This window comes from Streptomyces sp. NPDC051041 (genome assembly GCF_044456065.1).
In the GTDB taxonomy this organism is placed as follows: domain Bacteria; phylum Actinomycetota; class Actinomycetes; order Streptomycetales; family Streptomycetaceae; genus Streptomyces; species Streptomyces glaucus.
Map to the genome: position 1 here is coordinate 1 of NZ_JBITFM010000010.1, position 23,158 is coordinate 23,158.

Annotated in this window: 19 protein-coding genes; 6 read left to right on the forward strand and 13 right to left on the reverse strand. The window is 73.6% G+C overall.

The features are described from left to right. Positions 1 to 163: 163 nt before the first annotated feature. Genes ACIBAI_RS17525 through tkt form a run of 7 tightly spaced genes read right to left on the reverse strand, consistent with a single transcriptional unit; the run spans position 164 to position 9,120 of the window. Positions 164 to 751: a histidine phosphatase family protein gene (locus ACIBAI_RS17525; protein WP_399035130.1), complete on the reverse strand. Its 588-nt coding sequence runs from the start codon at positions 749 to 751 to the stop codon at positions 164 to 166. Positions 752 to 756: 5 nt separating this feature from the next. Further along, on the reverse strand, positions 757 to 1,641 hold the full coding sequence (gene gnd / locus ACIBAI_RS17530) for a phosphogluconate dehydrogenase (NAD(+)-dependent, decarboxylating) (protein ID WP_399035445.1): 885 nt from the start codon (positions 1,639 to 1,641) through the stop codon (positions 757 to 759). Between the two features lie 10 nt (positions 1,642 to 1,651). After that, positions 1,652 to 3,325 (reverse strand): glucose-6-phosphate isomerase, encoded by a 1,674-nt coding sequence (gene pgi / locus ACIBAI_RS17535; protein ID WP_399035132.1) that lies wholly within the window; start codon positions 3,323 to 3,325, stop codon positions 1,652 to 1,654. Next, positions 3,318 to 4,253: a glucose-6-phosphate dehydrogenase assembly protein OpcA gene (gene opcA, locus ACIBAI_RS17540; protein WP_399035135.1), complete on the reverse strand. Its 936-nt coding sequence runs from the start codon at positions 4,251 to 4,253 to the stop codon at positions 3,318 to 3,320. Before opcA ends, pgi begins: the two co-directional genes overlap by 8 nt. Next, the gene (gene zwf / locus ACIBAI_RS17545) at positions 4,250 to 5,860 is read right to left on the reverse strand and encodes a glucose-6-phosphate dehydrogenase (protein WP_399035137.1); all 1,611 of its coding nucleotides are present in this window, start codon (positions 5,858 to 5,860) and stop codon (positions 4,250 to 4,252) included. The genes opcA and zwf overlap by 4 nt, the downstream gene beginning before the upstream one ends. Then, positions 5,857 to 7,026, reverse strand: coding sequence for a transaldolase (gene tal / locus ACIBAI_RS17550; RefSeq protein ID WP_399035139.1), 1,170 nt, complete (start codon positions 7,024 to 7,026; stop codon positions 5,857 to 5,859). The genes zwf and tal overlap by 4 nt, the downstream gene beginning before the upstream one ends. A gap of 18 nt (positions 7,027 to 7,044) precedes the next feature. Continuing rightward, positions 7,045 to 9,120 carry a transketolase gene (tkt, locus tag ACIBAI_RS17555; RefSeq protein ID WP_399035141.1) on the reverse strand — a complete coding sequence of 692 codons (2,076 nt, stop codon included), beginning with the start codon at positions 9,118 to 9,120 and terminating at the stop codon, positions 7,045 to 7,047. Between the two features lie 157 nt (positions 9,121 to 9,277). On the opposite strand from tkt, the gene ACIBAI_RS17560 reads away from it, so the two are divergent. Continuing rightward, positions 9,278 to 10,177 carry an AraC family transcriptional regulator gene (locus ACIBAI_RS17560; RefSeq protein WP_399035143.1) on the forward strand — a complete coding sequence of 300 codons (900 nt, stop codon included), beginning with the start codon at positions 9,278 to 9,280 and terminating at the stop codon, positions 10,175 to 10,177. 94 nt (positions 10,178 to 10,271) lie between these two features. Here ACIBAI_RS17560 and ACIBAI_RS17565 read toward each other — a convergent pair whose 3' ends face one another. Beyond that, positions 10,272 to 11,669 (reverse strand): glycoside hydrolase family 16 protein, encoded by a 1,398-nt coding sequence (locus ACIBAI_RS17565; protein ID WP_399035145.1) that lies wholly within the window; start codon positions 11,667 to 11,669, stop codon positions 10,272 to 10,274. A 573-nt stretch (positions 11,670 to 12,242) separates the two neighbouring features. On the opposite strand from ACIBAI_RS17565, the gene ACIBAI_RS17570 reads away from it, so the two are divergent. Next, the gene (locus ACIBAI_RS17570) at positions 12,243 to 13,580 is read left to right on the forward strand and encodes a 6-phospho-beta-glucosidase (RefSeq protein ID WP_399035147.1); all 1,338 of its coding nucleotides are present in this window, start codon (positions 12,243 to 12,245) and stop codon (positions 13,578 to 13,580) included. A 267-nt stretch (positions 13,581 to 13,847) separates the two neighbouring features. Here ACIBAI_RS17570 and ACIBAI_RS17575 read toward each other — a convergent pair whose 3' ends face one another. Continuing rightward, entirely contained in the window at positions 13,848 to 14,966 is a 1,119-nt protein-coding gene (locus ACIBAI_RS17575) for an ATP-grasp domain-containing protein (protein WP_399035149.1), read from the reverse strand. A 352-nt stretch (positions 14,967 to 15,318) separates the two neighbouring features. Here ACIBAI_RS17575 and ACIBAI_RS17580 point away from each other — a divergent pair, with 352 nt between their 5' ends. Both ACIBAI_RS17580 and ACIBAI_RS17585 read left to right on the forward strand, forming a co-directional pair. After that, on the forward strand, positions 15,319 to 16,179 hold the full coding sequence (locus ACIBAI_RS17580; RefSeq protein ID WP_399035151.1) for a metallophosphoesterase family protein: 861 nt from the start codon (positions 15,319 to 15,321) through the stop codon (positions 16,177 to 16,179). Next, the gene (locus ACIBAI_RS17585) at positions 16,176 to 16,853 is read left to right on the forward strand and encodes a 4'-phosphopantetheinyl transferase (protein ID WP_399035153.1); all 678 of its coding nucleotides are present in this window, start codon (positions 16,176 to 16,178) and stop codon (positions 16,851 to 16,853) included. Before ACIBAI_RS17580 ends, ACIBAI_RS17585 begins: the two co-directional genes overlap by 4 nt. Positions 16,854 to 16,917: 64 nt before the next feature. Here ACIBAI_RS17585 and ACIBAI_RS17590 read toward each other — a convergent pair whose 3' ends face one another. The 3 genes from ACIBAI_RS17590 to ACIBAI_RS17600 all read right to left on the reverse strand — a co-directional run bounded on the left by ACIBAI_RS17590 (position 16,918) and on the right by ACIBAI_RS17600 (position 18,494). After that, on the reverse strand, positions 16,918 to 17,154 hold the full coding sequence (locus tag ACIBAI_RS17590; RefSeq protein WP_399035155.1) for a hypothetical protein: 237 nt from the start codon (positions 17,152 to 17,154) through the stop codon (positions 16,918 to 16,920). A 117-nt stretch (positions 17,155 to 17,271) separates the two neighbouring features. After that, positions 17,272 to 17,802, reverse strand: coding sequence for a toxin-antitoxin system, toxin component (locus tag ACIBAI_RS17595; protein WP_344599956.1), 531 nt, complete (start codon positions 17,800 to 17,802; stop codon positions 17,272 to 17,274). A gap of 32 nt (positions 17,803 to 17,834) precedes the next feature. Then, the gene (locus ACIBAI_RS17600) at positions 17,835 to 18,494 is read right to left on the reverse strand and encodes a helix-turn-helix domain-containing protein (protein ID WP_399035157.1); all 660 of its coding nucleotides are present in this window, start codon (positions 18,492 to 18,494) and stop codon (positions 17,835 to 17,837) included. A 223-nt stretch (positions 18,495 to 18,717) separates the two neighbouring features. On the opposite strand from ACIBAI_RS17600, the gene ACIBAI_RS17605 reads away from it, so the two are divergent. After that, a complete protein-coding gene (locus ACIBAI_RS17605) occupies positions 18,718 to 19,374 on the forward strand; it encodes a hypothetical protein (RefSeq protein WP_399035159.1) in 657 nt (218 codons plus the stop codon). A gap of 221 nt (positions 19,375 to 19,595) precedes the next feature. Here the strand turns inward: ACIBAI_RS17605 and ACIBAI_RS17610 are convergent, their stop codons facing one another. After that, the gene (locus ACIBAI_RS17610) at positions 19,596 to 20,927 is read right to left on the reverse strand and encodes an MFS transporter (RefSeq protein ID WP_399035160.1); all 1,332 of its coding nucleotides are present in this window, start codon (positions 20,925 to 20,927) and stop codon (positions 19,596 to 19,598) included. A gap of 160 nt (positions 20,928 to 21,087) precedes the next feature. Here ACIBAI_RS17610 and ACIBAI_RS17615 point away from each other — a divergent pair, with 160 nt between their 5' ends. Further along, on the forward strand, positions 21,088 to 23,139 hold the full coding sequence (locus ACIBAI_RS17615) for a phosphocholine-specific phospholipase C (RefSeq protein ID WP_399035162.1): 2,052 nt from the start codon (positions 21,088 to 21,090) through the stop codon (positions 23,137 to 23,139). Positions 23,140 to 23,158 lie beyond the last annotated feature (19 nt).

Here is a 23,158-nt window from a genome sequence, read left to right on the forward strand (position 1 = left end):
GGGCGGGGGCACCGCGCCGGGGGGGCGGGGGCCGCCCCGGGGGTTGGGGGGGGCCCCGGGGGGCGCCCCCCCCCGCCCCGCCGGGGGGGGCGGGGGCCCGGGGGGCCCCCCGGGGCCCCCCCCGGCGGGTACGCCGGGACCGGCCGGTCCCGGCGTACCCGTGTCACGCCCTGGTGTTCCACTCCGCGATCACGGGCCGCCCGTGCTCCGTCGACAGACGGCTGAGGGTGCCCGTCTCCAGCCGGAACAGCCGGCCCTCGGACGGCGGCAGGCCCAGCCGGCGGGCGGTGAGGACGCGCAGGAAGTGGGAGTGGGCGACGAGGACGACGTCGCCGCCGGGGAGCGCCGCGGCCACCCGCGACAGCACCCGGTCGGCCCGCCGCCCGACCTGCTCCGGCGACTCGCCCAGGTGCCCCTCCGGGCCGGGCGGCACCCCGTCGGTCCACAGGTCCCAGTCCGGGCGCGTCCGGTGGATCTCGTCGGTGGTGACGCCCTCGTAGCCGCCGTAGTCCCACTCGTGCAGGTCCGCGTCCCGCGCGGCCCCGGTCAGCCCCGCCAGTTCGGCGGTGCGCGTCGCGCGGCGCAGCGGGCTGGTCAGGACGAGCGCGAAGGCGCGGTCGGTCAGCAGCGGGGCGAGCGACTTGGCCTGCGCCTCGCCGGCCGGGGTGAGGGGCAGATCGGTGAAGCTGGTGTGCTGCCCCGATCTGCTCCACTCGGTCTCGCCGTGGCGGACCAGAAGGATGTCCCCCACGGCCGTTACGCCTTCTTCGCCGACTCGACGGCGTGGCCGCCGAACTGGTTGCGCAGCGCGGCGATCATCTTCATCTGCGGCGAGTCCTCCTGGCGGGAGGCGAACCGCGCGAAGAGGGAGGCGGTGATCGCGGGCAGCGGCACCGCGTGGCCGATCGCGGCCTCCACCGTCCAGCGGCCCTCGCCGGAGTCCTCGGCGTAGCCGCGCAGCCCCGTCAGGTGCTCGTCCTCGTCGAGGGCGTTCACGGCCAGGTCCAGCAGCCAGGAGCGGATGACGGTGCCCTCCTGCCAGGAGCGGAAGACCTCGCGGACGTTCTCCACGGAGTCGACCTTCTCCAGCAGCTCCCAGCCCTCGGCGTAGGCCTGCATCATGGCGTACTCGATGCCGTTGTGGACCATCTTCGCGAAGTGCCCGGCACCCACCTTGCCCGCGTGGACGTAGCCGTAGGGACCCTCCGGCTTGAGCGCGTCGAAGATCGGCCGGAGCCGGTCGACGTGCTCCTTGTCGCCGCCGACCATCAGGGCGTAGCCGTTCTCCAGGCCCCACACGCCGCCGGAGACGCCCGCGTCGACGAAGCCTATGCCCTTGGCGCCCAGTTCGGCGGCGTGCTTCTCGTCGTCGGTCCAGCGGGAGTTGCCGCCGTCGACGACCGTGTCGCCGGGCTGGAGCAGCTCGCCGAGTTCGTCGATGACGGACTGGGTGGCGGGGCCCGCCGGGACCATCACCCACACCGTGCGCGGCGCCTGGAGCTTGTCGACGAGGTCGGCGAGGCTCGCCGCGTCGGAGAGCTCGGGGTTGCGGTCGTATCCGATGACGGTGTGGCCGGCGCGGCGGATCCGCTCGCGCATGTTGCCGCCCATCTTCCCCAGACCGATCAGGCCGAGTTGCATCGCTGTCATGTCAGTTCACTTCTCCTTGGGCGTTCCCGGTGTTCCGCAGCGAGCGGTAGGCGGCCACGAGGGCGGTGGTGGAGGGGTCCAGGCCGGGGACGTCGGCGCCCTCGGTCAGGGCGGGCTCGACGCGCTTGGCGAGGACCTTGCCGAGCTCGACGCCCCACTGGTCGAAGGAGTCGATGTTCCAGACCGAGCCCTGGACGAACACCTTGTGCTCGTAGAGGGCGACGAGCTGGCCCAGCACGGACGGGGTCAGCTCGCGCGCCAGGACGGTGGTGGTGGGGCGGTTGCCCTGGAACGTCCTGTGCGGCACCAGCTCCTCGGGCACGCCCTCGGCGCGCACCTCCTCCGGCGTCTTGCCGAAGGCCAGCGCCTGGGTCTGGGCGAAGAAGTTGGCCATCAGCAGGTCGTGCTGGGCCCTGAGGTCCTCGCTCAGCTCGCCGGCCGGGCGGGCGAAGCCGATGAAGTCCGCCGGGATCAGCTTCGTGCCCTGGTGGACGAGCTGGTAGTAGGCGTGCTGGCCGTTGGTGCCCGGCGTGCCCCACACCACCGGCCCGGTCTGCCAGTCGACCGGGGTGCCGTCGCGCTGCACGGACTTGCCGTTGGACTCCATGTCCAGCTGCTGCAGGTAGGCGGGGAACTTCGACAGGTGGTGGCTGTAGGGCAGCACCGCGTGCGACTGGGCGTCGAAGAAGTTGCCGTACCAGATGCCCAGCAGGCCCAGGATCAGCGGGGCGTTGGCCTCGGCCGGGGCGGTGCGGAAGTGCTCGTCGACGATGCGGAAGCCGTCCAGCATCTCCCGGAACCGGTCCGGGCCGATGGCGATCATCAGCGACAGGCCGATGGCGGAGTCGTAGGAGTAGCGCCCGCCGACCCAGTCCCAGAACTCGAACATGTTGGCCGGGTCGATGCCGAACCCGGCGACCTTCTCGGCGTTGGTCGACAGGGCCACGAAGTGCCGGGCGACGGCCTTGTCGTCCCCGTCCAGCCCGGCCAGCAGCCAGGCGCGGGCCGAGGTGGCGTTGGTGATGGTCTCGATGGTGGTGAACGTCTTGGACGCGACGATGAACAGCGTCTCGGCCGGGTCCAGGTCGCGCACCGCCTCGTGCAGGTCGGCGCCGTCGACGTTGGAGACGAACCGGACCGTCAGGGAGCGGTCGGTGTAGGCGCGCAGAGCCTCGTAGGCCATCGCCGGGCCCAGGTCGGAGCCGCCGATGCCGATGTTGACGATGTTGCGGATGCGTTTTCCGGTGTGGCCGGTCCACGCCCCGGAGCGCACCCGGTCCGCGAAGTCGGCCATCCTGTCCAGCACCGCGTGCACCCCGGGCACCACGTTGCGGCCGCCGGTCTCGATCACCGCCTCGCGCGGGGCGCGCAGCGCGGTGTGCAGCACCGCCCGGTCCTCGGTGGTGTTGATCCTCTCGCCGCGGAACATCGCGTCCCGCAGGCCGAAGACGTCGGTGGCGGCGGCCAGCTCCCGCAGCAGCCGCAGCGTCTCGTCGGTGACCAGGTGCTTGGAGTAGTCGATGCGCAGATCGCCGACGTGCACGACGTAGCGCTCCGCCCGTCCCGGGTCGGCGGCGAACAGCTCGCGCAGACTCGGCTCCCGCAGGTCGCGGGCGCGGTGCTCTTCCAGGGCAGCCCACTCGGGACGCCGGTTCAACCGGGGAACGTCAGACATGGGCAACGGCCTCCTTGGCGCCCTCGCCGCGCAGGGCGACGGCGTACATCTCGTCCGCGTCGAGGCGGCGCAGCTCCTCGGCGATGAGTTCGGAGGTGGGCCGGACCTTCAGCGCCAGGGTGCGCGGCGGCTGCCCGGGCAGGGACAGCGTGGCCAGCGGGCCCTCGGGCCGGTCGATGACGATCTCGCCCTGCTCGGTGCCCAGCCGCACCCCGGTGACGACCGGCCCGGCGGTCTCCACCCGGTCCACCGGCACCCGCAGCCGCGCCTGGAGCCAGCGCGCCAGCAGCTCGGCGCTGGGGTTGTCGGCCTCGCTCTCCACGGCCGCCGAGGTGACCGTCAGCCGGGCCTGGTCCAGGGCGGCCGCCAGCATCGAGCGCCACGGCGTCAGCCGGGTCCAGGCCAGGTCGGTGTCGCCCGGCGCGTAGTGCCGGGCCCGGGCCTCCAGCTCCCGCAGCGGCCGCTCGACGGCGTACAGGTCGGTGATCCGGCGCTGGGCGAGGGCGCCCAGCGGGTCCTTCGCCGGGTTCTCCGGCGCGTCCACCGGCCACCACACCACCACCGGCGCGTCCGGCAGCAGCAGCGGCAGCACCACCGAGTCGGCGTGCTCGGACACCTCGCCGTACATGCGCAGCACGACCGTCTCGCCGGTGCCCGCGTCGGCGCCCACCCGGACCTCGGCGTCGAGGTGGGAGCGGGTGCGGTCGCGCGGCGTGCGGGCGTGCCGCTTGATGACGACCAGGGTGCGCGAGGGGTGCTCGTGCGAGGCCTCCTCGGCCGCCCTGATCGAGTCGTAGGCGTTCTCCTCGTCCGTGACGATCACCATCGTCAGGACCATGCCCACGGCCGGCGTGCCGATGGCGCGGCGGCCCTGCACCAACGCCTTGTTGATCTTGCTTGCCGTGGTGTCGGTCAGGTCGATCCTCATGGCCTGCGCCAGCTCCGTCCGTCTCGTGCGAGCATCTCGTCGGCTTCCTCGGGTCCCCAGCTGCCCGCGGCGTACTGCGCGGGCCTGCCGTGGGCGGCCCAGTACTCCTCGACCGGGTCGAGGATCCTCCAGGACTCTTCCACTTCCTGGTGACGGGGGAACAGGTTGGCGTCGCCCAGGAGGACGTCGAGGATGAGCCGCTCGTACGCCTCCGGGCTGGACTCGGTGAAGGACTCGCCGTAGGCGAAGTCCATCGACACGTCCCGGATCTCCATCGACGTGCCCGGCACCTTGGAGCCGAACCGGACCGTCATGCCCTCGTCGGGCTGGACCCGGACGACCACCGCGTTCTGGCCCAGCTCCTCGGTGGCGGTGGAGTCGAACGGGGAGTGCGGGGCGCGCTGGAAGACCACCGCGATCTCCGTCACCCGGCGGCCCAGCCGCTTGCCGGTGCGCAGGTAGAACGGCACCCCCGCCCAGCGGCGGTTGTCCACCTCCAGCTTGATCGCCGCGTAGGTGTCGGTGGTGGAGTTCGGGTCGATGCCCTCCTCCTCCAGGTAGCCGCGCACCTTCTCGCCGCCCTGCCAGGCGGCCGTGTACTGCCCGCGCACGGTGTGCCTGCCCAGGTCCTCCGGCAGCTTCACGGCCCGGAACACCTTCAGCTTCTCGGTGAGCAGCGACTCGGCGTCGAAGGAGACGGGCTCCTCCATCGCGGTCAGCGCCATCAGCTGCAGCAGGTGGTTCTGGATGACGTCCCGCGCCGCGCCGATGCCGTCGTAGTAGCCCGCCCGGCCGCCGATGCCGATGTCCTCGGCCATGGTGATCTGCACATGGTCCACGAAGGACCGGTTCCAGATCGGCTCGAACAGCTGGTTGGCGAAGCGCAGCGCCAGGATGTTCTGGACGGTCTCCTTGCCCAGGTAGTGGTCGATGCGGAACACCTGGTCCGGCTCGAACACGTCGTGCACGAGCGCGTTCAGCTCGCAGGCGCTCGCCAGGTCGTGCCCGAACGGCTTCTCGATCACCGCCCGGCGCCAGGAGCCCTCCGGGGCGTCGGCCAGCCCGTGCTTCTTCAGCTGCTGGACGACCTTCGGGAAGAACTTCGGCGGCACGGAGAGGTAGAAGGCGTAGTTGCCGCTGGTGCCGCGCGCCCGGTCGAGCTGGTCGACGGTCTCCCGCAGCTGCTTGAACGCGGTGTCGTCGTCGAAGTCGCCGGGGATGAACCGCATCCCCTCGGCGAGCTGCTGCCAGACCTCCTCCCGGAAGGGCGTGCGGGCGTGCTCCTTGACCGCGTCGTGCACCACCTGCGCGAAGTCCTGGTCCGCCCACTCCCGGCGGGCGAAGCCCACCAGGGAGAAGCCCGGCGGCAGCAGGCCGCGGTTGGCCAGGTCGTACACGGCCGGCATCAGCTTCTTGCGGGACAGGTCGCCGGTGACGCCGAAGATGACCAGACCGGACGGGCCCGCGATGCGGGGCAGCCGGCGGTCGCGCGCGTCGCGCAGCGGGTTGGTCCAGTCGGTGGCGGGCAGGGCGGGCAGGGTCACGGCGGTCCGCTCCGCCTTCCCCCCGGCCGCCGGGGCGCCCGTCCCGGACAGCTTCTTGTTCATTCCCCGTCAACTCCCTTGCCCATGAGGGACTTCGTGACCGCGTCCAGCAGGTCCTGCCAGGCCGCCTCGAACTTGGCGACGCCCTCCCTCTCCAACTGCTCGACGACCTCGGCGTAGGAGATGCCGAGCCGCTCGACGGCGGCGAGGTCGGCACGGGCCTGGGCGTAGCCGCCGGTGACGGTGTCGCCGGTGACGGCGCCGTGGTCGGCGACCGCGTCCAAGGTGGCCTCCGGCATGGTGTTGACCGTGCCGGGCGCGACCAGCTCCTCCACGTACCGGGTGTCCCGGTACGCCGGGTCCTTCACACCGGTGGAGGCCCACAGGGGCCGCTGCTCGGTGGCGCGGTCGCCGGCCAGGGAGAGCCAGCGCTCACCGGGCGGCGTCCGGCCGTCGGCGGAGCCGAACACCTCCTCGTACGCCTGGTAGGCGAGCCGCGCGTTGGCCAGGGCCGCCCTCCCCTTCAGCGCGAGGGCCTCGTCCGTGCCCAGCAGGGTCAGCCGCTTGTCGATCTCGGTGTCGACGCGGGAGACGAAGAAGGACGCCACGGAGTGGATCCGGGACAGGTCGAACCCGGCCGCCCGGGCCTTCTCCAGGCCGGCGAGGTAGGCGTCCATGACCGCGCGGTAGCGCTCCAGCGAGAAGATCAGCGTGACGTTGACGCTGATGCCGGCGCCGATCACCTCGGTGATCGCCGGGAGTCCCGCCCTGGTCGCCGGAATCTTGATCATCACGTTGGGGCGGTCCACCAGCCAGGCCAGCTGCCTGGCCTCGGCGACGGTCGCGGCGGTGTCGTGGGCGAGGCGCGGGTCGACCTCGATGGAGACCCGGCCGTCGCGGCCGCCGGTCGCCTCGTACACCGGCCGCAGCACGTCGGCGGCGGCACGGACGTCGGCGGTGGTCATCATGCGGACCGCCTCGTCGACGGTGACGCCCCGCACCGCCAGGTCGGCGAGCTGCTCCTCGTAGCCCTCACCGGAGCCGATGGCGGCCTGGAAGATGGACGGGTTGGTGGTGACGCCGACGACGTTCCTCGTCTCGACCAGGCCGGCGAGGTCGCCGGACTCGATCCGCCGGCGCGACAGGTCGTCCAGCCAGACGGAGACGCCCTCGTCGGAGAGGCGCTCCAGTGCTCCCGCGGTGGCGGTTGCTTCGGTCACAGTGATCATCTTCTTTCGGCGTCTCGATCAACCGCGGGCGGCGGCCAGGGATTCCCGGGCCGCGGCGGCGACGTTCTCGGGGGTGAAGCCGTACTCGGCGAACAGGGTCTTGGCGTCGGCCGAGGCGCCGAAGTGCTCGAGGGAGACGATGCGGCCGGCGTCCCCGACGAACCGGTGCCAGGTCAGGCCGATGCCGGCCTCGACCGCGACGCGGGCCCTCACCGACGGCGGAAGGACCTGTTCGCGGTACTCGCGCGGCTGCTCCTCGAACCACTCCACGGACGGCATCGACACCACCCGGGTGCCGATCCCCTCGGCCTGCAGCTGCTCCCGCGCGGCGACGGCGAGCTGGACCTCCGACCCGGTGGCGATGATGATCACGTCCGGGGTGCCGGTGTCGGAGTCCCGCAGGACGTAGCCGCCCTTGGCCGCGTCCGGGTTCGGCTCGTACGTCGGCACGCCCTGGCGGGTGAGGGCCAGGCCGTGCGGCGCCGGGTTGGCGGCGTGCCGCTTGAGGATCTCGGCCCAGGCGACGGCGGTCTCGTTGGCGTCGGCCGGGCGCACGATGTTCAGGCCCGGGATGGCGCGCAGCGCGGCCAGGTGCTCGACGGGCTGGTGGGTGGGGCCGTCCTCGCCCAGGCCGATGGAGTCGTGCGTCCACACGTACGTCACCGGCAGCTGCATCAGGGCGGACATGCGCACGGCGTTGCGCATGTAGTCGGAGAACACCAGGAACGTGCCGCCGTAGACGCGGGTGTTGCCGTGCAGGGCGATGCCGTTCATCTCCGCGGCCATGGAGAACTCGCGGATGCCGAAGTGGATGGTGCGGCCGTACGGGTCGGCCTCCGGCAGCGGGTTGCCCGTCGGCAGGAAGGAGCTGGTCTTGTCGATGGTGGTGTTGTTCGAGCCGGCCAGGTCGGCGGAGCCGCCCCACAGCTCGGGGATCACCGCGCCGAGCGCCTGGAGCACCTTGCCGGACGCGGCACGGGTGGCGACCGCCTTGCCCGCCTCGAAGACCGGGATCTTCTCCTCCCAGCCCGCGGGCAGCTCGCCCTTGCTGACCCGGTCGAACAGCTCGGCCCGCTCGGGGGCGGCGTCGCGCCAGGAGGCGAGCCGCTTGTCCCAGGCGGCGTGCGCTTCGGCGCCCCGGTCCAGGGCCTTGCGGGTGTGGGCCAGCACCTCCGGCTCGACGGCGAAGCTCTGCTCCGGGTCGAAGCCGAGGACCCGCTTGGTGGCCGCGACCTCGTCCTCGCCCAGCGCCGAGCCGTGCGCGGCCTCGGTGTTCTGCGCGTTCGGCGCCGGCCAGGCGATGATGGTGCGCATCGCGATGATCGAGGGGCGTTCGGTCTCGGCCTGCGCGGCCTTCAGCGCCGCGTACAGGGCGTGCACGTCGATGTCGCCGTTGCCGGCGGGCTCGATCCGCTGCACGTGCCAGCCGTAGGCCTCGTAGCGCTTCAGCACGTCCTCGGAGAACGCGGTCGCGGTGTCGCCCTCGATGGAGATGTGGTTGTCGTCGTAGAGGAAGACCAGGTTGCCCAGCTTCTGGTGGCCGGCCAGGGAGGAGGCCTCGGCGGAGACGCCCTCCTGCAGGTCGCCGTCGGAGACGATCGCCCAGACGGTGTGGTCGAAGGGGGACTCGCCCGCGGGCGCGTCCGGGTCGAACAGGCCGCGCTCGTAGCGGGCGGCCATGGCCATGCCGACGGCGTTGGCGACGCCCTGGCCGAGCGGGCCGGTGGTGGTCTCCACCCCCGCGGTGTGCCCGTACTCGGGGTGACCGGGCGTCTTCGAGCCGTGCGTGCGGAACGCCTTCAGGTCGTCCAGCTCCAGCTCGTAGCCGGCCAGGTACAGCTGGGTGTAGAGGGTGAGCGAGGTGTGGCCGGGGGACAGGACGAAGCGGTCACGGCCGGTCCACTCGGGATCGGCGGGATCGTGACGCATCACCTTCTGAAAGAGCGTGTACGCGGCGGGAGCCAGGCTCATCGCCGTCCCCGGATGGCCGTTGCCGACCTTCTGCACGGCATCGGCCGCCAGCAGGCGGGCGGTGTCGACGGCACGCCGGTCGAGGTCGGTCCATTCGAAGCTGTCCGATGTCTGCGTGCTCATCTTCAAGAAGTCCTCGATCGAAGCGAAGTGGCTGGTCTGACGTGTTCAAAACTAAAAGTCTGACTTTTTTGCGGGAAGGTCGAGGTGTGCCAGCCTGTGGTGAAAGTGGGACACCCCACCGCGGCATGACGCACCAGCAGGACGGCACGAGAAGGACATGGCGGACGAAACCCCCCAAGACGGCGGCGATGGCGGCGACGGGATCAGAACGTTCCCCTTCCCGGTCGATCGGAGCGTCCTCGGCGTCGGCATGCAGGTCGGCCCGATGGGCGCCGGCCGCACCTGGTCCACCGCGGCCCCGCTGGGCCGGGTACACCGCATCGACTTCCACGTCGTCATGCTCTTCACCGGCGGCCCGGTCCGGCACATGATCGACTTCGCGGAGCACGAGGCGACGGCCGGCGACCTGCTGTGGATCCGCCCTGGGCAGGTCCACCGCTTCTCGCGGGAGAGCGAGTACCGCGGAACCGTCCTGACCATGCAACCCGGCTTCCTGCCCCGCGCCACCGTGGAGGCCGCCGGCCTCTACCGCTACGACCTGCCGCCCCTGCTGCGTCCCGACCCGGCGCAGCGCGCCGGCCTGGAGGCCGCCCTCGCCCAGCTGCGGCGCGAGTACGAGGACACCGCGACCCTGCCGCTGGGCCTGCACACCGCGGTGCTGCGGCACTGCCTGACGGCGTTCCTGCTGCGCCTGGCCCACCTCGCGGCGAGTTCCGCGCGGACGGCGGGCGGGCAGGCCGGCACCGCCTTCACCCGGTTCCGGGACGCGGTGGAGCGGGGCTTCGCCACCAACCACAGCGTCAGCGCCTACGCCGACGCGCTCGGCTACTCCCGCCGCACCCTGGTCCGCGCGGTCCGCGCCGCCACCGGCGAGACCCCGAAGTCCTTCATCGACAAGCGCGTGATCCTGGAGGCCAAGCGCCTCCTCGCCCACACCGACCTGCCGATCGGCCGGGTCGGCGCGGCGGTCGGCTTCCCCGACGGGGCGAACTTCTCCAAGTTCTTCCACCAGCACACGGACATGACCCCGGCGGCGTTCCGGGCGGAGCTGCGCTGAGGGCGGCGGCACGCGAAAGGGGCCCCATGCGTGCGCGAGGCCCCACCGGAGACGGCCGGGCGGGGTCCCGGGGAGGGGGCCCCGCCCGGACCGGTCAGCGCCCGAAGGTGAACCAGTTGACGTTCACGAAGTCCGCGGGCTGTCCGCTGGTGAAGGTCAGGTACACGTCATGCTTTCCGGTGACCGGGCCGATGTTCGCGGGGACGGTCCTCCACGACTGCCAGCCGCCCGTGCTGCCCACCGCGAAGCTGCCGACGGGCGCGCTGGTACGGCTGTCCAGGCGCACCTCGACCAGGCCGCTGACGCCGGACGCGGCCCCGCTCGCGACCCGCGCGGAGAACTGCCGGGCCGCGCTGGAGCCGAAGTCGACGCCCTTGTACTGGACCCAGTCGCCGTTCGCGAGGGCGCCGATGTTCTGGCCGCCGCCGGAGTCGGAGGTGGCCTCGGTGATCACCCCGGACTGGCCGTCGAACGACTCGGCCTGGATGGTGCCGTAGGCGTCGCGGCTGCCGGTCGGCGGAGGCGTGGTACCGCTCCCACCGGCCGACAGCACCTGGACGTAGTCCACGAGCATCGGGTGGCCGGGCTGCGTGCCGCCGTCCGGGCCGCCGCCGAAGGCGTTCGGGAAGCCGCCGCCCATCGCCACGTTGAGGATGATGTAGAAGCCGTGGTCGGTGGCGTTCGCCCAGGTCGTCGCGTCGACCTGGTTGGCCCGTACGGTGTGGTAGTTGATGCCGTCGACGTAGAAGCGGATCTCCTCCGGACTGGTCGAGCGGTCCCACTCCATCCGGTAGGTGTGGAAGCCGGCCGTGCAGGCGGTGCCGGGACAGGCGGTGCTGCCGCCGATGCCGCTGGTCTCGTTGCACGGGCCGCCCGGCGAGGTGCCGCAGTGCATCGTGGCCCACACGGTGTTCAGGCCCTGGGTGTTCTCCATGATGTCCAGCTCGCCGACGGCGGGCCAGTTCCAGTAGTTGCCGCGGTAGGGCGCGCCCAGCATCCAGAACGCCGGCCAGTAGCCCTTGGCGGCGGCGCCGGTGACGTTCGGCACCTGGATGCGGGCCTCCACGCGCAGCTTGCCGCCGGCCGGGGGCTGGAAGTCGGTGCGGTTGGTCTCGATGCGGCCCGAGGTCCAGTTGCCGGCCGCGTCGCGCAGCGGCGTGATGCGCAGGTTGCCGTTGCCGTCGAGCGAGACGTTGTTCCTGCTGGACGTCATCGTCTCGACCTCGCCGGTGCCCCAGTTGGCGGGGCCGCCGGGATAGCCGGTGCCGGTCGCGTACTGCCAGTGGGCCGTGTCGACGCCGGATCCGGCGGCGCCGTCGAAGTCGTCCAGGAAGACCTGCGTCCAGCCCGACGGGGGCGGGGGAGCGGAGGCGCTCGCGGACGGCGTGGCGACGGTGGCGCCGGCGACCGCGAGGCCGAGGGTGCCGAGTACGGCGACGAGCGCGCGGCGCAGGGGCCGGCGTCTGCGGGGTGTGCCGGAGGTTTCGCTCATGTGGGGATGCCTCTCGGGTACGGAACGGGGTGGTGCGGGTGTCCCAGGAGAGCGCTCCCGGCTGCGTGAGAGCGCTCTCAAATTGCCGCCAATGTGCTCCGAGCCCATCCGGTCGTCAAGAGGTGAAACCGATAAAGTCCCGCCGGGGCAGGGGAGTTCATCCCGTGAAGGACCCGAATGCGGCAAAGAGCGCTGCGGGCCGGGCCGTACGGCCGCAGGCGTGCCCCGCGCCGCACCCGGGGGCCGTGCGCTCCCGTCGGCGCGGCGCGCCGCCCGCCTGCCGCCCCTGCCCGGACGGGACCGGCCGCCGAGGCCGTCCGCCGGCGTCGTGCCGCCCGGCGGGCGGGGCGCGGGCGCGACGGCCGTGGAGAGCCGGCCGGGCGTGCCATGATCGAGGCCGGCGGACGGGTCGTGCCGCGCACCGGCGCGGCGGGGCTCCCGGGCACGGGGACGGCGCGGTCCACGGCCGCGGGACCCGGACGCGGTGAGGACGAACGAGCCGGCCGGCACGGCGCCGCGGACCTTCCCGCGGGAGGCGGGCGCCGGGGCGGCCGTGGCGGGAAGGGTGCAGAGGTGAAGCTGACGATTCTGGGCGGCGGCGGATTCCGGGTGCCGCTCGTGTACGGGGCGCTGCTGACGGACCGGGCGGAGGGCCGGGTCACCCGGGTCGTGCTGCACGACCTGGACGCCGGCCGGCTCTCCGCGGTGACCCGCGTGCTCGCCGAGCAGGCGGCCGGCGTGCCCGGCGCGCCCGAGGTGAGCGCCACCACCGACCTGGACGAGGCGCTCACCGGCGCCGACTTCGTGTTCTCCGCGATCCGCGTCGGCGGCCTGGAGGGCCGCGCGAACGACGAGCGGGTGGCCCTCGCGGAGGGCGTCCTCGGCCAGGAGACGGTCGGCGCGGGCGGGATCGCCTACGGCCTGCGGACGGTCCCGGTGGCCGTGGACATCGCCCGGCGGGTGGCCCGCCTCGCCCCCGACGCCTGGGTCATCAACTTCACCAACCCCGCGGGTCTCGTCACCGAGGCCATGTCCCGCCACCTCGGCGACCGCGTCATCGGCATCTGCGACTCCCCGGTCGGCCTCGGCCGCCGTGTCGCCCGGGTGCTGGGCGTCGACCCGCGCGAGGCGTTCGTCGACTACGTCGGCCTCAACCACCTCGGCTGGGTGCGCGGCCTGCGCGTCGACGGCCGCGACGAACTGCCGCGCCTGCTCGCCGACCCCGAGCTGCTGGGCTCCTTCGAGGAGGGCAGGCTCTTCGGCGCCGACTGGCTGAGGTCGCTCGGCGCGATCCCCAACGAGTACCTGCACTACTACTACTTCAACCGGGAGGCCGTCCGGGCCTACCAGCGGGCCGAGAAGACCCGCGGCGCCTTCCTGCGCGACCAGCAGGCCCGCTTCTACGCGCGGATGCAGGACCCCGACGCCCCCGCCCTGGAGATCTGGGACCGCACCCGCGCCGAGCGCGAGACCACCTACATGGCCGAGAACCGCGAGACCGCGGGCGCCGGCGAGCGCGACGAGGAGGACCTGTCCGGCGGCTACGAGAAGGTGGCCCTCGCCCTGATGCGGGCCGTCGCCCGCGACGAGCGCACGACGCTGATCCTCAACGTCCGCAACCGCGCCACCCTTTCGGTCCTCGACGCCGAGGCCGTCGTCGAGGTGCCGTGCCTCGTCGACGCCAACGGCGCGCACCCGGTCGCGGCCGACCCGCTGCCCGGCCACGCCACCGGCCTGGTCTGCGCGGTGAAGGCGGTCGAGCGCGAGGTGCTCGCCGCCGCCGAGTCGGGTTCCCGCGCGGCGGCGGTCAAGGCGTTCGCGCTGCACCCGCTCGTCGACTCCGTGACCGTGGCCCGCCGCCTCGTCGAGGGCTACACCGCCGTCCACCCCGGTCTCGCGTACCTGCGGTAGGGCTTGTCCGGTGCCGCGCACGGCGGACGCCGCCGGGCCGAGGGCGGGCCGGGTCCGGAAACCGCGCCGGCGGTGTTCCCGTGAACCCCGGGGGGCGAGGGACGCGCAGGCCGGAGCGCGGCCATGGTGGACGCGGAGGCCGCCGTGACGTGTCGCCCCGCCCGCCCGGCACCCGGAGTTCTCCTTCCGCCCTCGGGACGCGCGGGCAGGGAGCGGGGCAGAGGCGTCGCCGGGCGGGGCCCGCGTGGCGACGCGGCCCGCGCGCGCCTACAGCGGCAGCGCCTCGGCGGCGGTCCCGACGCTGCGCACCGGCGCGGGAGGGACCGGCAGCAGCTCCCCCTCCTCCGCGGGCCGCGGCGGCGTCGCGGCCCGCAGCGGACGCGGCCCGGACACCACCGTGTAGTCCTGCCCGAGGAACGGCGGCACGATCTCGCCCGGGTCCTCGCCGAGCGCCAACCGCACGGCGGCCCAGGGGGCGTTGATCCCGCACAGCGACAGCTGGTGCAGTCCGCCGGCCGGGCGGGTGTTGACGTCCATCAGGACCGGCCGCTCGCCGTACATCCGGAACTGGATGTTGGACAGGTGGTGCAGCCCGAAGCCCTCCGCGATCCGCCGCGCGGGCTCCAGCCACCGCTCGTCCAGCGTGAAGCCCCGGCGGCGGCCGTTCTTGGTGCGGCCCACCGCCAGCCGCACCCGGTTGTCGCGCCCGGTGAGGCAGTCCACCGACACCTCCGGCTGCTCCAGCCGCGGCATCACCAGCCAGTCGACCGGCTCCTCGGCCCTGCGCAGCGCCTCGACGACCAGGTCCAGCGGCACGTACGGGCTCGGGAAGCCGCTCAGGTGCACGAGCGAGAAGGGCGCGCGCGTGACCACGCGGAAGCCCACCCCGCCCGCACCGGACACCGGCTTGAAACACGCCTTGTGCCCGTTCGCCTCCAACTCGTCCACGGCGGCGACGAGTTCGTCCGCGTCGCGCACCCGCCACCACGGCGGCGTCGGCACGCCGATCGCCTGGACCGCCTGGTAGGCGATCACCTTGTCCCGGAAGACGGCCACGGCCTCGGGCGGCGGCGCCAGCAGCGCCGTGCCGGCCGCCTCGAACTCGGCGCGGTGCGCCACGATCGCCGCCTGGTGCAGCCGCGGCACGAACACGTCGATGCCGCGCCGCGCGCACTGGTCCAGGGCGTACTCGACGTACGCGGCGGGGGACAGGCCCTCCGGTTCCAGGTCGGCGGTGTCGGCGGCGGCCAGCACGGGGGAGTCCGGGTCGCCGTGCGTGGCGTGGATCTCCACCGCCCGGTCGCTGGGATTTCTCCGCAGCTGATCCATGAAGAACACGTTCTCCGCGTACGTGCGGTTCAGCCAGACGCGTACGCGAGAGACCATGCAGGCCGCCTTTCACGGTTCGCGGGCAGGGCGAAGCAGGCCGTGCCCGGCCAGGGGGGTAGGGAGGGACACCGAACCGCCCTGTGCGAGAGGGGATGCGCGGCGGTGGTGTTGGGGCGATCATACGGCTTCGCGGGAGTGCCGCGTGCAACGCGCGTGTTACGGGTTCCCCGGTCACGCACACCGGTCACGCACGCCGCTCGCGCGCACCGGCCGCGCCCACCGATCGGCGCCCGCGGACCGCGCGGACGCCGGCCCTCCGGTCCGGTCCGCCCTTGTCCCCCGGACGCGGATGTGATCTCTTGGACGCGTCGTGTGCCCGCGGGGGCGACGAGCGCGGAGGAGGCGGAGGATGACGTCGACGACCGGCCGTGCCGGGCAGCTGTGGGCCATCAGCGATCTGCACATCGGATACCCGGAGAACCGCGCCCTGGTCGAGGACATGTACCCCGAGTCGGACGGCGACTGGCTGCTGGTGGCCGGCGACGTGGCGGAGACCGTGTCCGACATCCGGTGGGCGCTGAAGACGCTCGCGGACCGGTTCCACCGGGTCGTGTGGGTGCCGGGCAACCACGAGCTGTGGACCCATCCGAGGGACACCGTCGCCCTGCGCGGCGTCGCCCGGTACGAGCACCTGGTCGAGATGTGCCGCGACCTCGGCGTGACCACGCCCGAGGACCCCTACCCGGTCTGGGACGGACCCGGCGGGCCGGCGGTGGTGGCGCCGCTGTTCCTGCTGTACGACTACTCGTTCCTGCCGGCCGGGTGCGCCACGAAGGAGGAGGGGCTGGCGTACGCGCACGGCACCGGGATCGTGTGCAACGACGAGTACCTGCTGCACCCCGACCCCTATCCGAGCCGCGAGGACTGGTGCCGGGCGCGGGTCGCCGAGACCGCGCGCAGGCTCGCCGAACTCCCCGGCGACCTGCCCACGATCCCCGTCAACCACTACCCGCTGGACCGGCATCCGACGGACGTGCTGTGGCACCCCGAGTTCGCCATGTGGTGCGGCACCCGGCTGACCGCCGACTGGCACCGCCGGTTCCGCGTCGACACCATGGTCTACGGCCACCTCCACATCCCGCGCACCACCTGGCACGAGGGAGTGCGCTTCGAGGAGGTGTCGGTGGGCTATCCGCGCGAGTGGCGCAAACGGCCGCAGCCGCCGGGCCGGCTGCGCCGCATCCTGCCGAGGGAGGACGGGTCCCGGTGATCGGGGAACTGCTGCCGGACACGGTGGTCGCCGTGGAGACGTACGGCCACGAGACCGGGGACGCACCGCTGTACCCCGAGGAGGAGGCGCTCGTCGCGCGGGCGGTGCCCAAGCGACGGCGCGAGTTCGCCGCCGTGCGCGCCTGCGCCCGCCGGGCCATGGAGAAGCTCGGCGTGCCGCCGCAGCCCGTGCTGCCCGGGGAGCGGGGCGCCCCGCAGTGGCCGTCCGGCCTGGTCGGCAGCATGACCCACTGCGAGGGCTACGGCGCCGCCGCCCTGGCCCGCGACGGCGACCTGGCCGCGCTCGGCATAGACGCGGAACCCCACGGACCGCTGCCGGACGGAGTGCTGTCCGCGGTGTGCCTGCCGACGGAGGCGCGACGGCTGCACCGGCTGGCCGAGCAGCGGCCCGCGGTCCACTGGGACCGGCTGCTGTTCAGCGCCAAGGAATCCGTCTACAAGGCGTGGTTCCCCCTCACCCGGAAGTGGCTGGACTTCTCGGAGGCCGACATCGAGATCGCGGCGGACGCCGGCGGGGACCACCGCGGCACCTTCCGCGCCACCCTGCTCGTCCCCGGCCCCGAGCTGGCGGGCCGCCGTCTCACCCACTTCGACGGCCGCTGGACGGTCGGACGCGGCCTGGTGGCCACGTCGGTGACGGTCCCGCACGGCTGACCGGCGGCGGCCCCCGGCCCGGCCGGGGGCGGGAGACCGGCCCGGCTCCGCCGGCGTCCGGGTGTCAGGGCTCCTCGTGCCAGTTGCGCAGCAGACGGAAGAACCCCTCCTCGGTGCCGGTCAGACCCGCGTCCGCCAGGGCGTGCTCCGCCTCGGCGAGCACGGCGGGCGGGACGACGGGGGGCCGGTGGCCGCCGGGCGGGCCGGAGGCGGCGTCGAACGCGGCCCGCACCGTGTGCAGCAGCCGCAGACAGGCCTGGACGGCGGTGCGCTCACGGTCGGTCGGGACGGCGGTGGGCATGGGGCGGCTCTCCCCGTGTCGGCGTCAGCGGTCCGCGCCCCGCGCGGATGCCCCCGCACGGCGCGGCGCCACCCCGCGCCCGGCCGCCGTCGCACCCGCCGCCGGGCTTCGGCCCGCTCAGCCCCGCGGCCCGAGGTATCCGAGCGACGCCCCGATCCGCCCCGCCAGGTGGTCCCGCTGCACCGGCCCCCGCAGCGACGAACCCGCCAGCCACGTGCGGCACCTGCTCGCCAGCAGCAGGCCGAAGCTCTCGGCCTCCTCCTCGTCGGCGAGGTCGAAGCGGGAGCGCGCGGCGACCGTGCGGACGGTGGCCCGCAGATCGGCCTCGTCGCCGAGCAGGCGCGCGGCGACCGCGGCGCCCTCGACGTGGTGGCCGTGGTGCCCGGCCTTCATGTGCCACAGCTCGTGCCCGAGGATCACCAACTGGTGGTCGGGCGCGGTGCGTTCCTCGACCACGACGAGGTCCTGGTCGGCCATGTCGAGCCAGAGCCCGCTGGCGGTGCCGGGCGGGAAGGCGGCCGTGCGGAAGTGCACGGGGCGGCCCCGGCGTCTGCTCATCGCGGCGCAGAGCGCGGCGTACAGGTCGGCGGGCCGTGCCGGGGCGGGCAGCGTCAGCTCCGCCACCAACTCGCCGCACAGCCGGCGCATCTCCCTCCCGATGCCCACGCCCCTCCCCAGGCTCACGACTCGGGCCGCTTCACGCTCTCCAGGAGCATGTCCAGCCATTCGGCGACCTTGTCGCGGTGCTGGTCGGTGGGCAGCTGCGCGGCCCGCCAGGCGATCCCGCGGACGCCGTGGTCCTGCAGCAGCCGCTCCAGCGGGTCGTCGGCCGCGGCGGCGGCCTCCCGCTCGCGGTCGGCGAGCTTCTGCAGGAGTTCCTGCTCGGTGTGTTGCAGGACGGTCGCGAGCGCCTCGGGGTCCTCGGCGGTGAGGAACCCGGCGTGCACCCGGAAGAACCGCTGGATGGCGTCGCAGTGCTCCATCGTGGGGCGCCGGTCGCCGTTGATGAGGGCGCCCGCCTGCTGGCGCGACATGCCGGCGCCGTCGGCGATCTCCTGCTGGGTGTAGCGGCGCCCGTTCGGCTTCAGCCGGGTGCGGCGCAACAGGTCCAGCCGCTGCACGAACCGCGCCTGCACATCCGGCTCGCCCGCCGGCCGGCCGCTGAGCAGGGCCTTGACCACGGACTCCGGGACGCCGGAGGCGACGGACAGACGGCCGACGTCGAAGACCTCGGCGTGCGGCACGCCGAGCCGGTCGGCGAGCGCGGTGACGCGGGCGACGACGGCCGGCAACGCGGTCGTCGGCGCGGCGCCCGGACCCTCGACGAAGCCACCCGTCACCGACAGATCTCCTACGTCTCTCACAGGCTTCTCACATGTGGTTGCCGTGAACTTCCCGGAGAGTAGCCCTTCGCCCGAACCCGCATCCAGGTCTCGCCACAACTGTGGCCAATTTCAGCCGTCAACCGGCATGAAATGCCACGATAGTTGACATGCCGCGCGTCCGAGCAGCAGGATCGGGGCGCCGCGGCAGTGCGGCACAGGCAAGAGGGGTGACCTCCCGATGGCATATCAGGCAGGAGGGCAGCGGTCGGCGCCGCGGTCCGTCCCCGAGACTCCCGCGGCCCAGGCGTACCTGCAGGACTACGCCGCGCTCCTGGAGGCCGTCCCCTTCCCGTCCTTCGTCGTCGACCACCGCTGGGACGTGGTGCTGGCCAACGGCGCCTTCCGGGCGCTCTTCCGGGAGGTCGGCCCGCACCCGACGGCCATGCCGGGCGACAACTTCCTCAGGTTCGTCCTGTTCCACCCGGACGCGTCCGCCGTGCTGGGCGAGCACGAGTCGAGCTGGTGCCTGCCGATGCTGGCGCACTTCGCCGCCGCCGTGGAGCGGCACGGCCACGACCACGGGCTGCAGGCCATTCGCCGCGACATCGCCCAGGACCCGATCATGGAGGCCGCCTACCGGCAGGGCCTGCCGCACTGGATCCGCGCGGTCGGCGAGGAGGCCGTCGAGCACGACGGGGCCGTGCGCCCGCTGCGCCACCCCGATCCGCGCTGGGGCGCCACCGACTGCCGGATCGTCGTCGAGACGTCGGGGGCGCTGGAGCGCATGGGCTGCACACGGCTGACGCTGGTGCTGCGCGAGGCGCGCCGCACCGCCTCCGGCGCCCGCCCCCGCCGTGCCGCCTCCCACCTCCGGGTGGTCCCCGCCGCCGAGTGAGCCGGTCCCGGCCGGCGGGCCGCGCCGGCCGTCCGGCCGCTCCCGGCACGCGCGCCGGACACCGGCAGCGGCTCCGGGAACGACACCGTCCCCCGGCCGGCGGCGCCGCGATCCGCGGCGGCACCGCCATCACCGTCCGGGACACCCCGGTCTCCGGCGCCCCCGCCTCCGGCGCACCGGCCGCCGCGCACGGGCGGCCCCCGCCGCCGGGCAGGAGCCCGTCAGCGCCGCAGCTCCCGGTGCGCGGTCTCCGGCAGCCGCAGGTACACCAGTGAGGACAGCAGGCACACGGCGGCGACGTACCAGGGGAAGAGCCCGGGGTGGCCGAGCTCCTTGACCAGCGTGCCGACGTACGGGGCCGTGCCGCCGAAGAGCGCCACCGTCAGCGAGTAGGGGAAGCCGATGCCGGCCGCCCGTACCCGGGGCGGGAAGATCTCGGCGTTCACGGCCGCGCTGATCGAGGTGAACCCGGTCAGCAGCACCATCCCCGCGCAGCTCACCAGCAGCAGCACGGCGAAGGAGTCGCGCAGGGCGTGCAGCAGCGGCACGCACAGCAGCGCGAAGCCCAGCCCGAAGAAGAGCAGCAGCGGGCGGCGGCCGACGGGGACGCCCCCGCGCGGGCCCGTCCGGGCGCGGGGGAGGTCGGAGAGCAGCCCGCCGAGCGGCTGGAGCAGCCCGAAGAAGGCCAGCGAGATCGTGCCGGCGAGCAGCGCCTCGGACTTCTCGACGCCCGCGTTGAGCTCGGCGTACGTCGGCAGGTACGACGTCCAGGTGTAGTAGGCGAGGGTGCCGCCCGCGGTGATGCCGCAGATCAGCAGGGACTCGCGCGGGTGGCGGCGCAGCGCCTCCAGCAGGCCGGGGCGCGGCGCCCGCCGCTGCTCGATGCTGCGGGTCTCCTCCGCGCCCCGCCGGATCCACAGACCGGCCAGGCTCAGTACGGCCCCCAGGACGAACGGGACGCGCCAGCCCCAGCCGTTCATCGACTCCTCGGGGAGCGTGGCGACGAGCAGGGTGGTGATCCCGGAGGCGGCGAGCTGCCCGGCGGTCGTCGACACGTACTGGAAACTGGAGAACAGCCCGCGCCGGCCGGGCCCGGCAGACTCCACCAGGAAAGTCGTCGACGCCGCGAACTCCCCGCCCACGGACAGCCCCTGCAGCAGCCGCGCGGCCACCAGGACCACGGGGGCCAGCACGCCCGCCGCCGCGTACGTCGGCGTCAGGCCCACCAGCAGGCTGCTGCCGCCCATCAGCAGGATGGTGACCGTCAGCGCGGTCCGCCGCCCGTGCCGGTCCGCGACCGCGCCCATCAGCAGCCCGCCCACGGGCCGCATGAAGAAGCCCACCGCGAACACCGCGAACGTCGACAGCAGCGGCACCAGGGAGTCGTCCGCGTCCTCGGGGAAGATCCGGGCGGCGATGTAGGTGGCCAGGAACGTGTAGGCGTACCAGTCGTACCACTCCACCGCGTTGCCCACCGAGGCGGCGAGGAGCTGGCGTACGGGCCGGTGCGCGGGTCCGGCCGAGGTGTCCATGCGTGTCATGATCGCGACCATCCCCGGGCGGCGGGCCCGGCACACCTCACATACCGAGGACCTTCACACGGGTGTCATCCGGCCCTTCCTCGACGTTCGCCGCTGCTGGAAAACTCGCTCCGCGCGCCATCCGCCGCGTTCCGGCCAGTTCTCCGCCGTCAGGACGAGAGGTCCCTCACCCATGCCCGAAGCCAACCGGCGCCGCTTCCTGCAGCTCGCGGGCGCCACCGCGGCGTTCACCGCCCTGTCCGCCAGCATCGAGCGCGCCGCCGCGCTCCCGGCCCACCATCGCACGGGGTCGATCGAGGACGTCGAGCACATCGTCGTCCTGATGCAGGAGAACCGTTCCTTCGACCACTACTTCGGCAAGCTGAGGGGCGTCCGCGGCTTCGGCGACCCGCGCCCGGTGACCCTGGACAGCGGCAAGCCGGTGTGGCACCAGGAGCAGGACGGCACGGAGGTGCTGCCCTTCCACCCGGACGCCGACGACCTCGGCATGCAGTTCCTGGAGGGCCTGCCGCACGGCTGGACCGACGGCCAGGAGGCCTACCACGGCGGCAAGTACGACCGGTGGCTGCCCGCCAAGGGCACCACGACCATGGCCTACCTGACCCGCGAGGACATCCCCTTCCACTACGCCCTCGCCGACGCCTTCACCGTCTGCGACGCCTACCACTGCTCGTTCATCGGCTCCACCGACCCCAACCGCTACTACATGTGGTCGGGCCACACCGGCAACGACGGCGCCGGCGGCGGCCCGGTCCTCGGCAACGACGAACTCGGCTACGCCTGGACGACCTACCCGGAGCGCCTGGAGCAGGCCGGAATCTCCTGGCGGATCTACCAGGACGTCGGCGACGGCCTGGACGCGGCCGGCTCCTGGGGCTGGATCCCGGACGCCTACCGCGGCAACTACGGCGACAACTCGCTGCTCTACTTCGACCGGTACCGCACCGCCCGGCCCGGCGAGCCCTGGTACGACAAGGCCCGCACCGGCACCGACGTGAAGAACGGCGACGGATACTTCGACCGGCTGCGCGCCGACGTCAAGGCGGGCAGGCTGCCGCAGATCTCCTGGATCGCCGCGCCGGAGGCCTTCTCCGAGCACTCCAACTGGCCGTCGAACTACGGCGCCTGGTACATCGCGCAGGTCCTGGACGCGCTCACCGCCGACCCGGCGGTGTGGGCGAGGACGGCCCTGTTCATCACCTACGACGAGAACGACGGCTTCTTCGACCACGTGGTGCCGCCGCTGCCGCCGGCGTCCGACGCGCGGGGCAGGTCCACGGTCGACGTCTCCCTCGACCTCTACCCGGGCGACGCCAAGCGCCCGGCCGGCCCGTACGGCCTCGGCCCGCGGGTGCCGATGCTGGTCGTCTCGCCGTGGAGCAAGGGCGGGTACGTCTGCTCCGAGACCTTCGACCACACCTCGATCCTGCGGTTCATGGAGCGCCGCTTCGGGGTGCGCGAGCCGAACATCTCGCCGTGGCGCCGGACCGTCTGCGGCGATCTGACCTCCGCGTTCGACTTCTCCCGCAAGGACAGCCGGCCGGCCGCGCTGCCGGACACCGACGGCTACCAGCCGCAGGACCGCGAACGCCACCCCGACTACCGCCCGACGCCGCCGGCGGACCCGCGGATGCCCCGCCAGGAGCGCGGCCTGCGACGTACCCGGCCGCTGAAGTACGCGCCCCGCGTGGACGCCGCGGTGGACCCGTCGGCCGGGAGGGTCACGCTGACCTTCGCCTCGGGCGCCGAGGCCGGCGCCGCCTTCCACGTCACCTCCGGCAACCGCGCCGACGGCCCCTGGACGTACACCACCGAGGCCGGCCGGACCGTCGCGGACACCTGGGACCCGGCCTCCCCGGGCGGCGCCTACGACCTCACCGTGCACGGCCCGAACGGCTTCGTGCGCGTCTTCAAGGGCACGGGCCGGGCCGCCGGACCGGAGGTCACCGCCCGGCACACCGGCGACGACGTGGAACTCGTCTTCACCCACCGGGGCCGCGGCACGGTCCGGCTGAGGCTCGGCGACGGCTACGGCGGCCGGACCACCACCGTCACGGTGCGGCCCGGCGCCGCGGTGCGGCGCACGGTCCGGCCCGCCGCCGGCCACCGCTGGTACGACCTGACCGTCACCTCCGAGTCCGACCCGGCGTTCCTGCGCCGCTTCGCGGGACACGTCGAGAACGGGCGGCCGGGGGTGAGCGACCCGGCGATCCGCACCGAGTAGCGGCCGCCCCGCGCCGTGC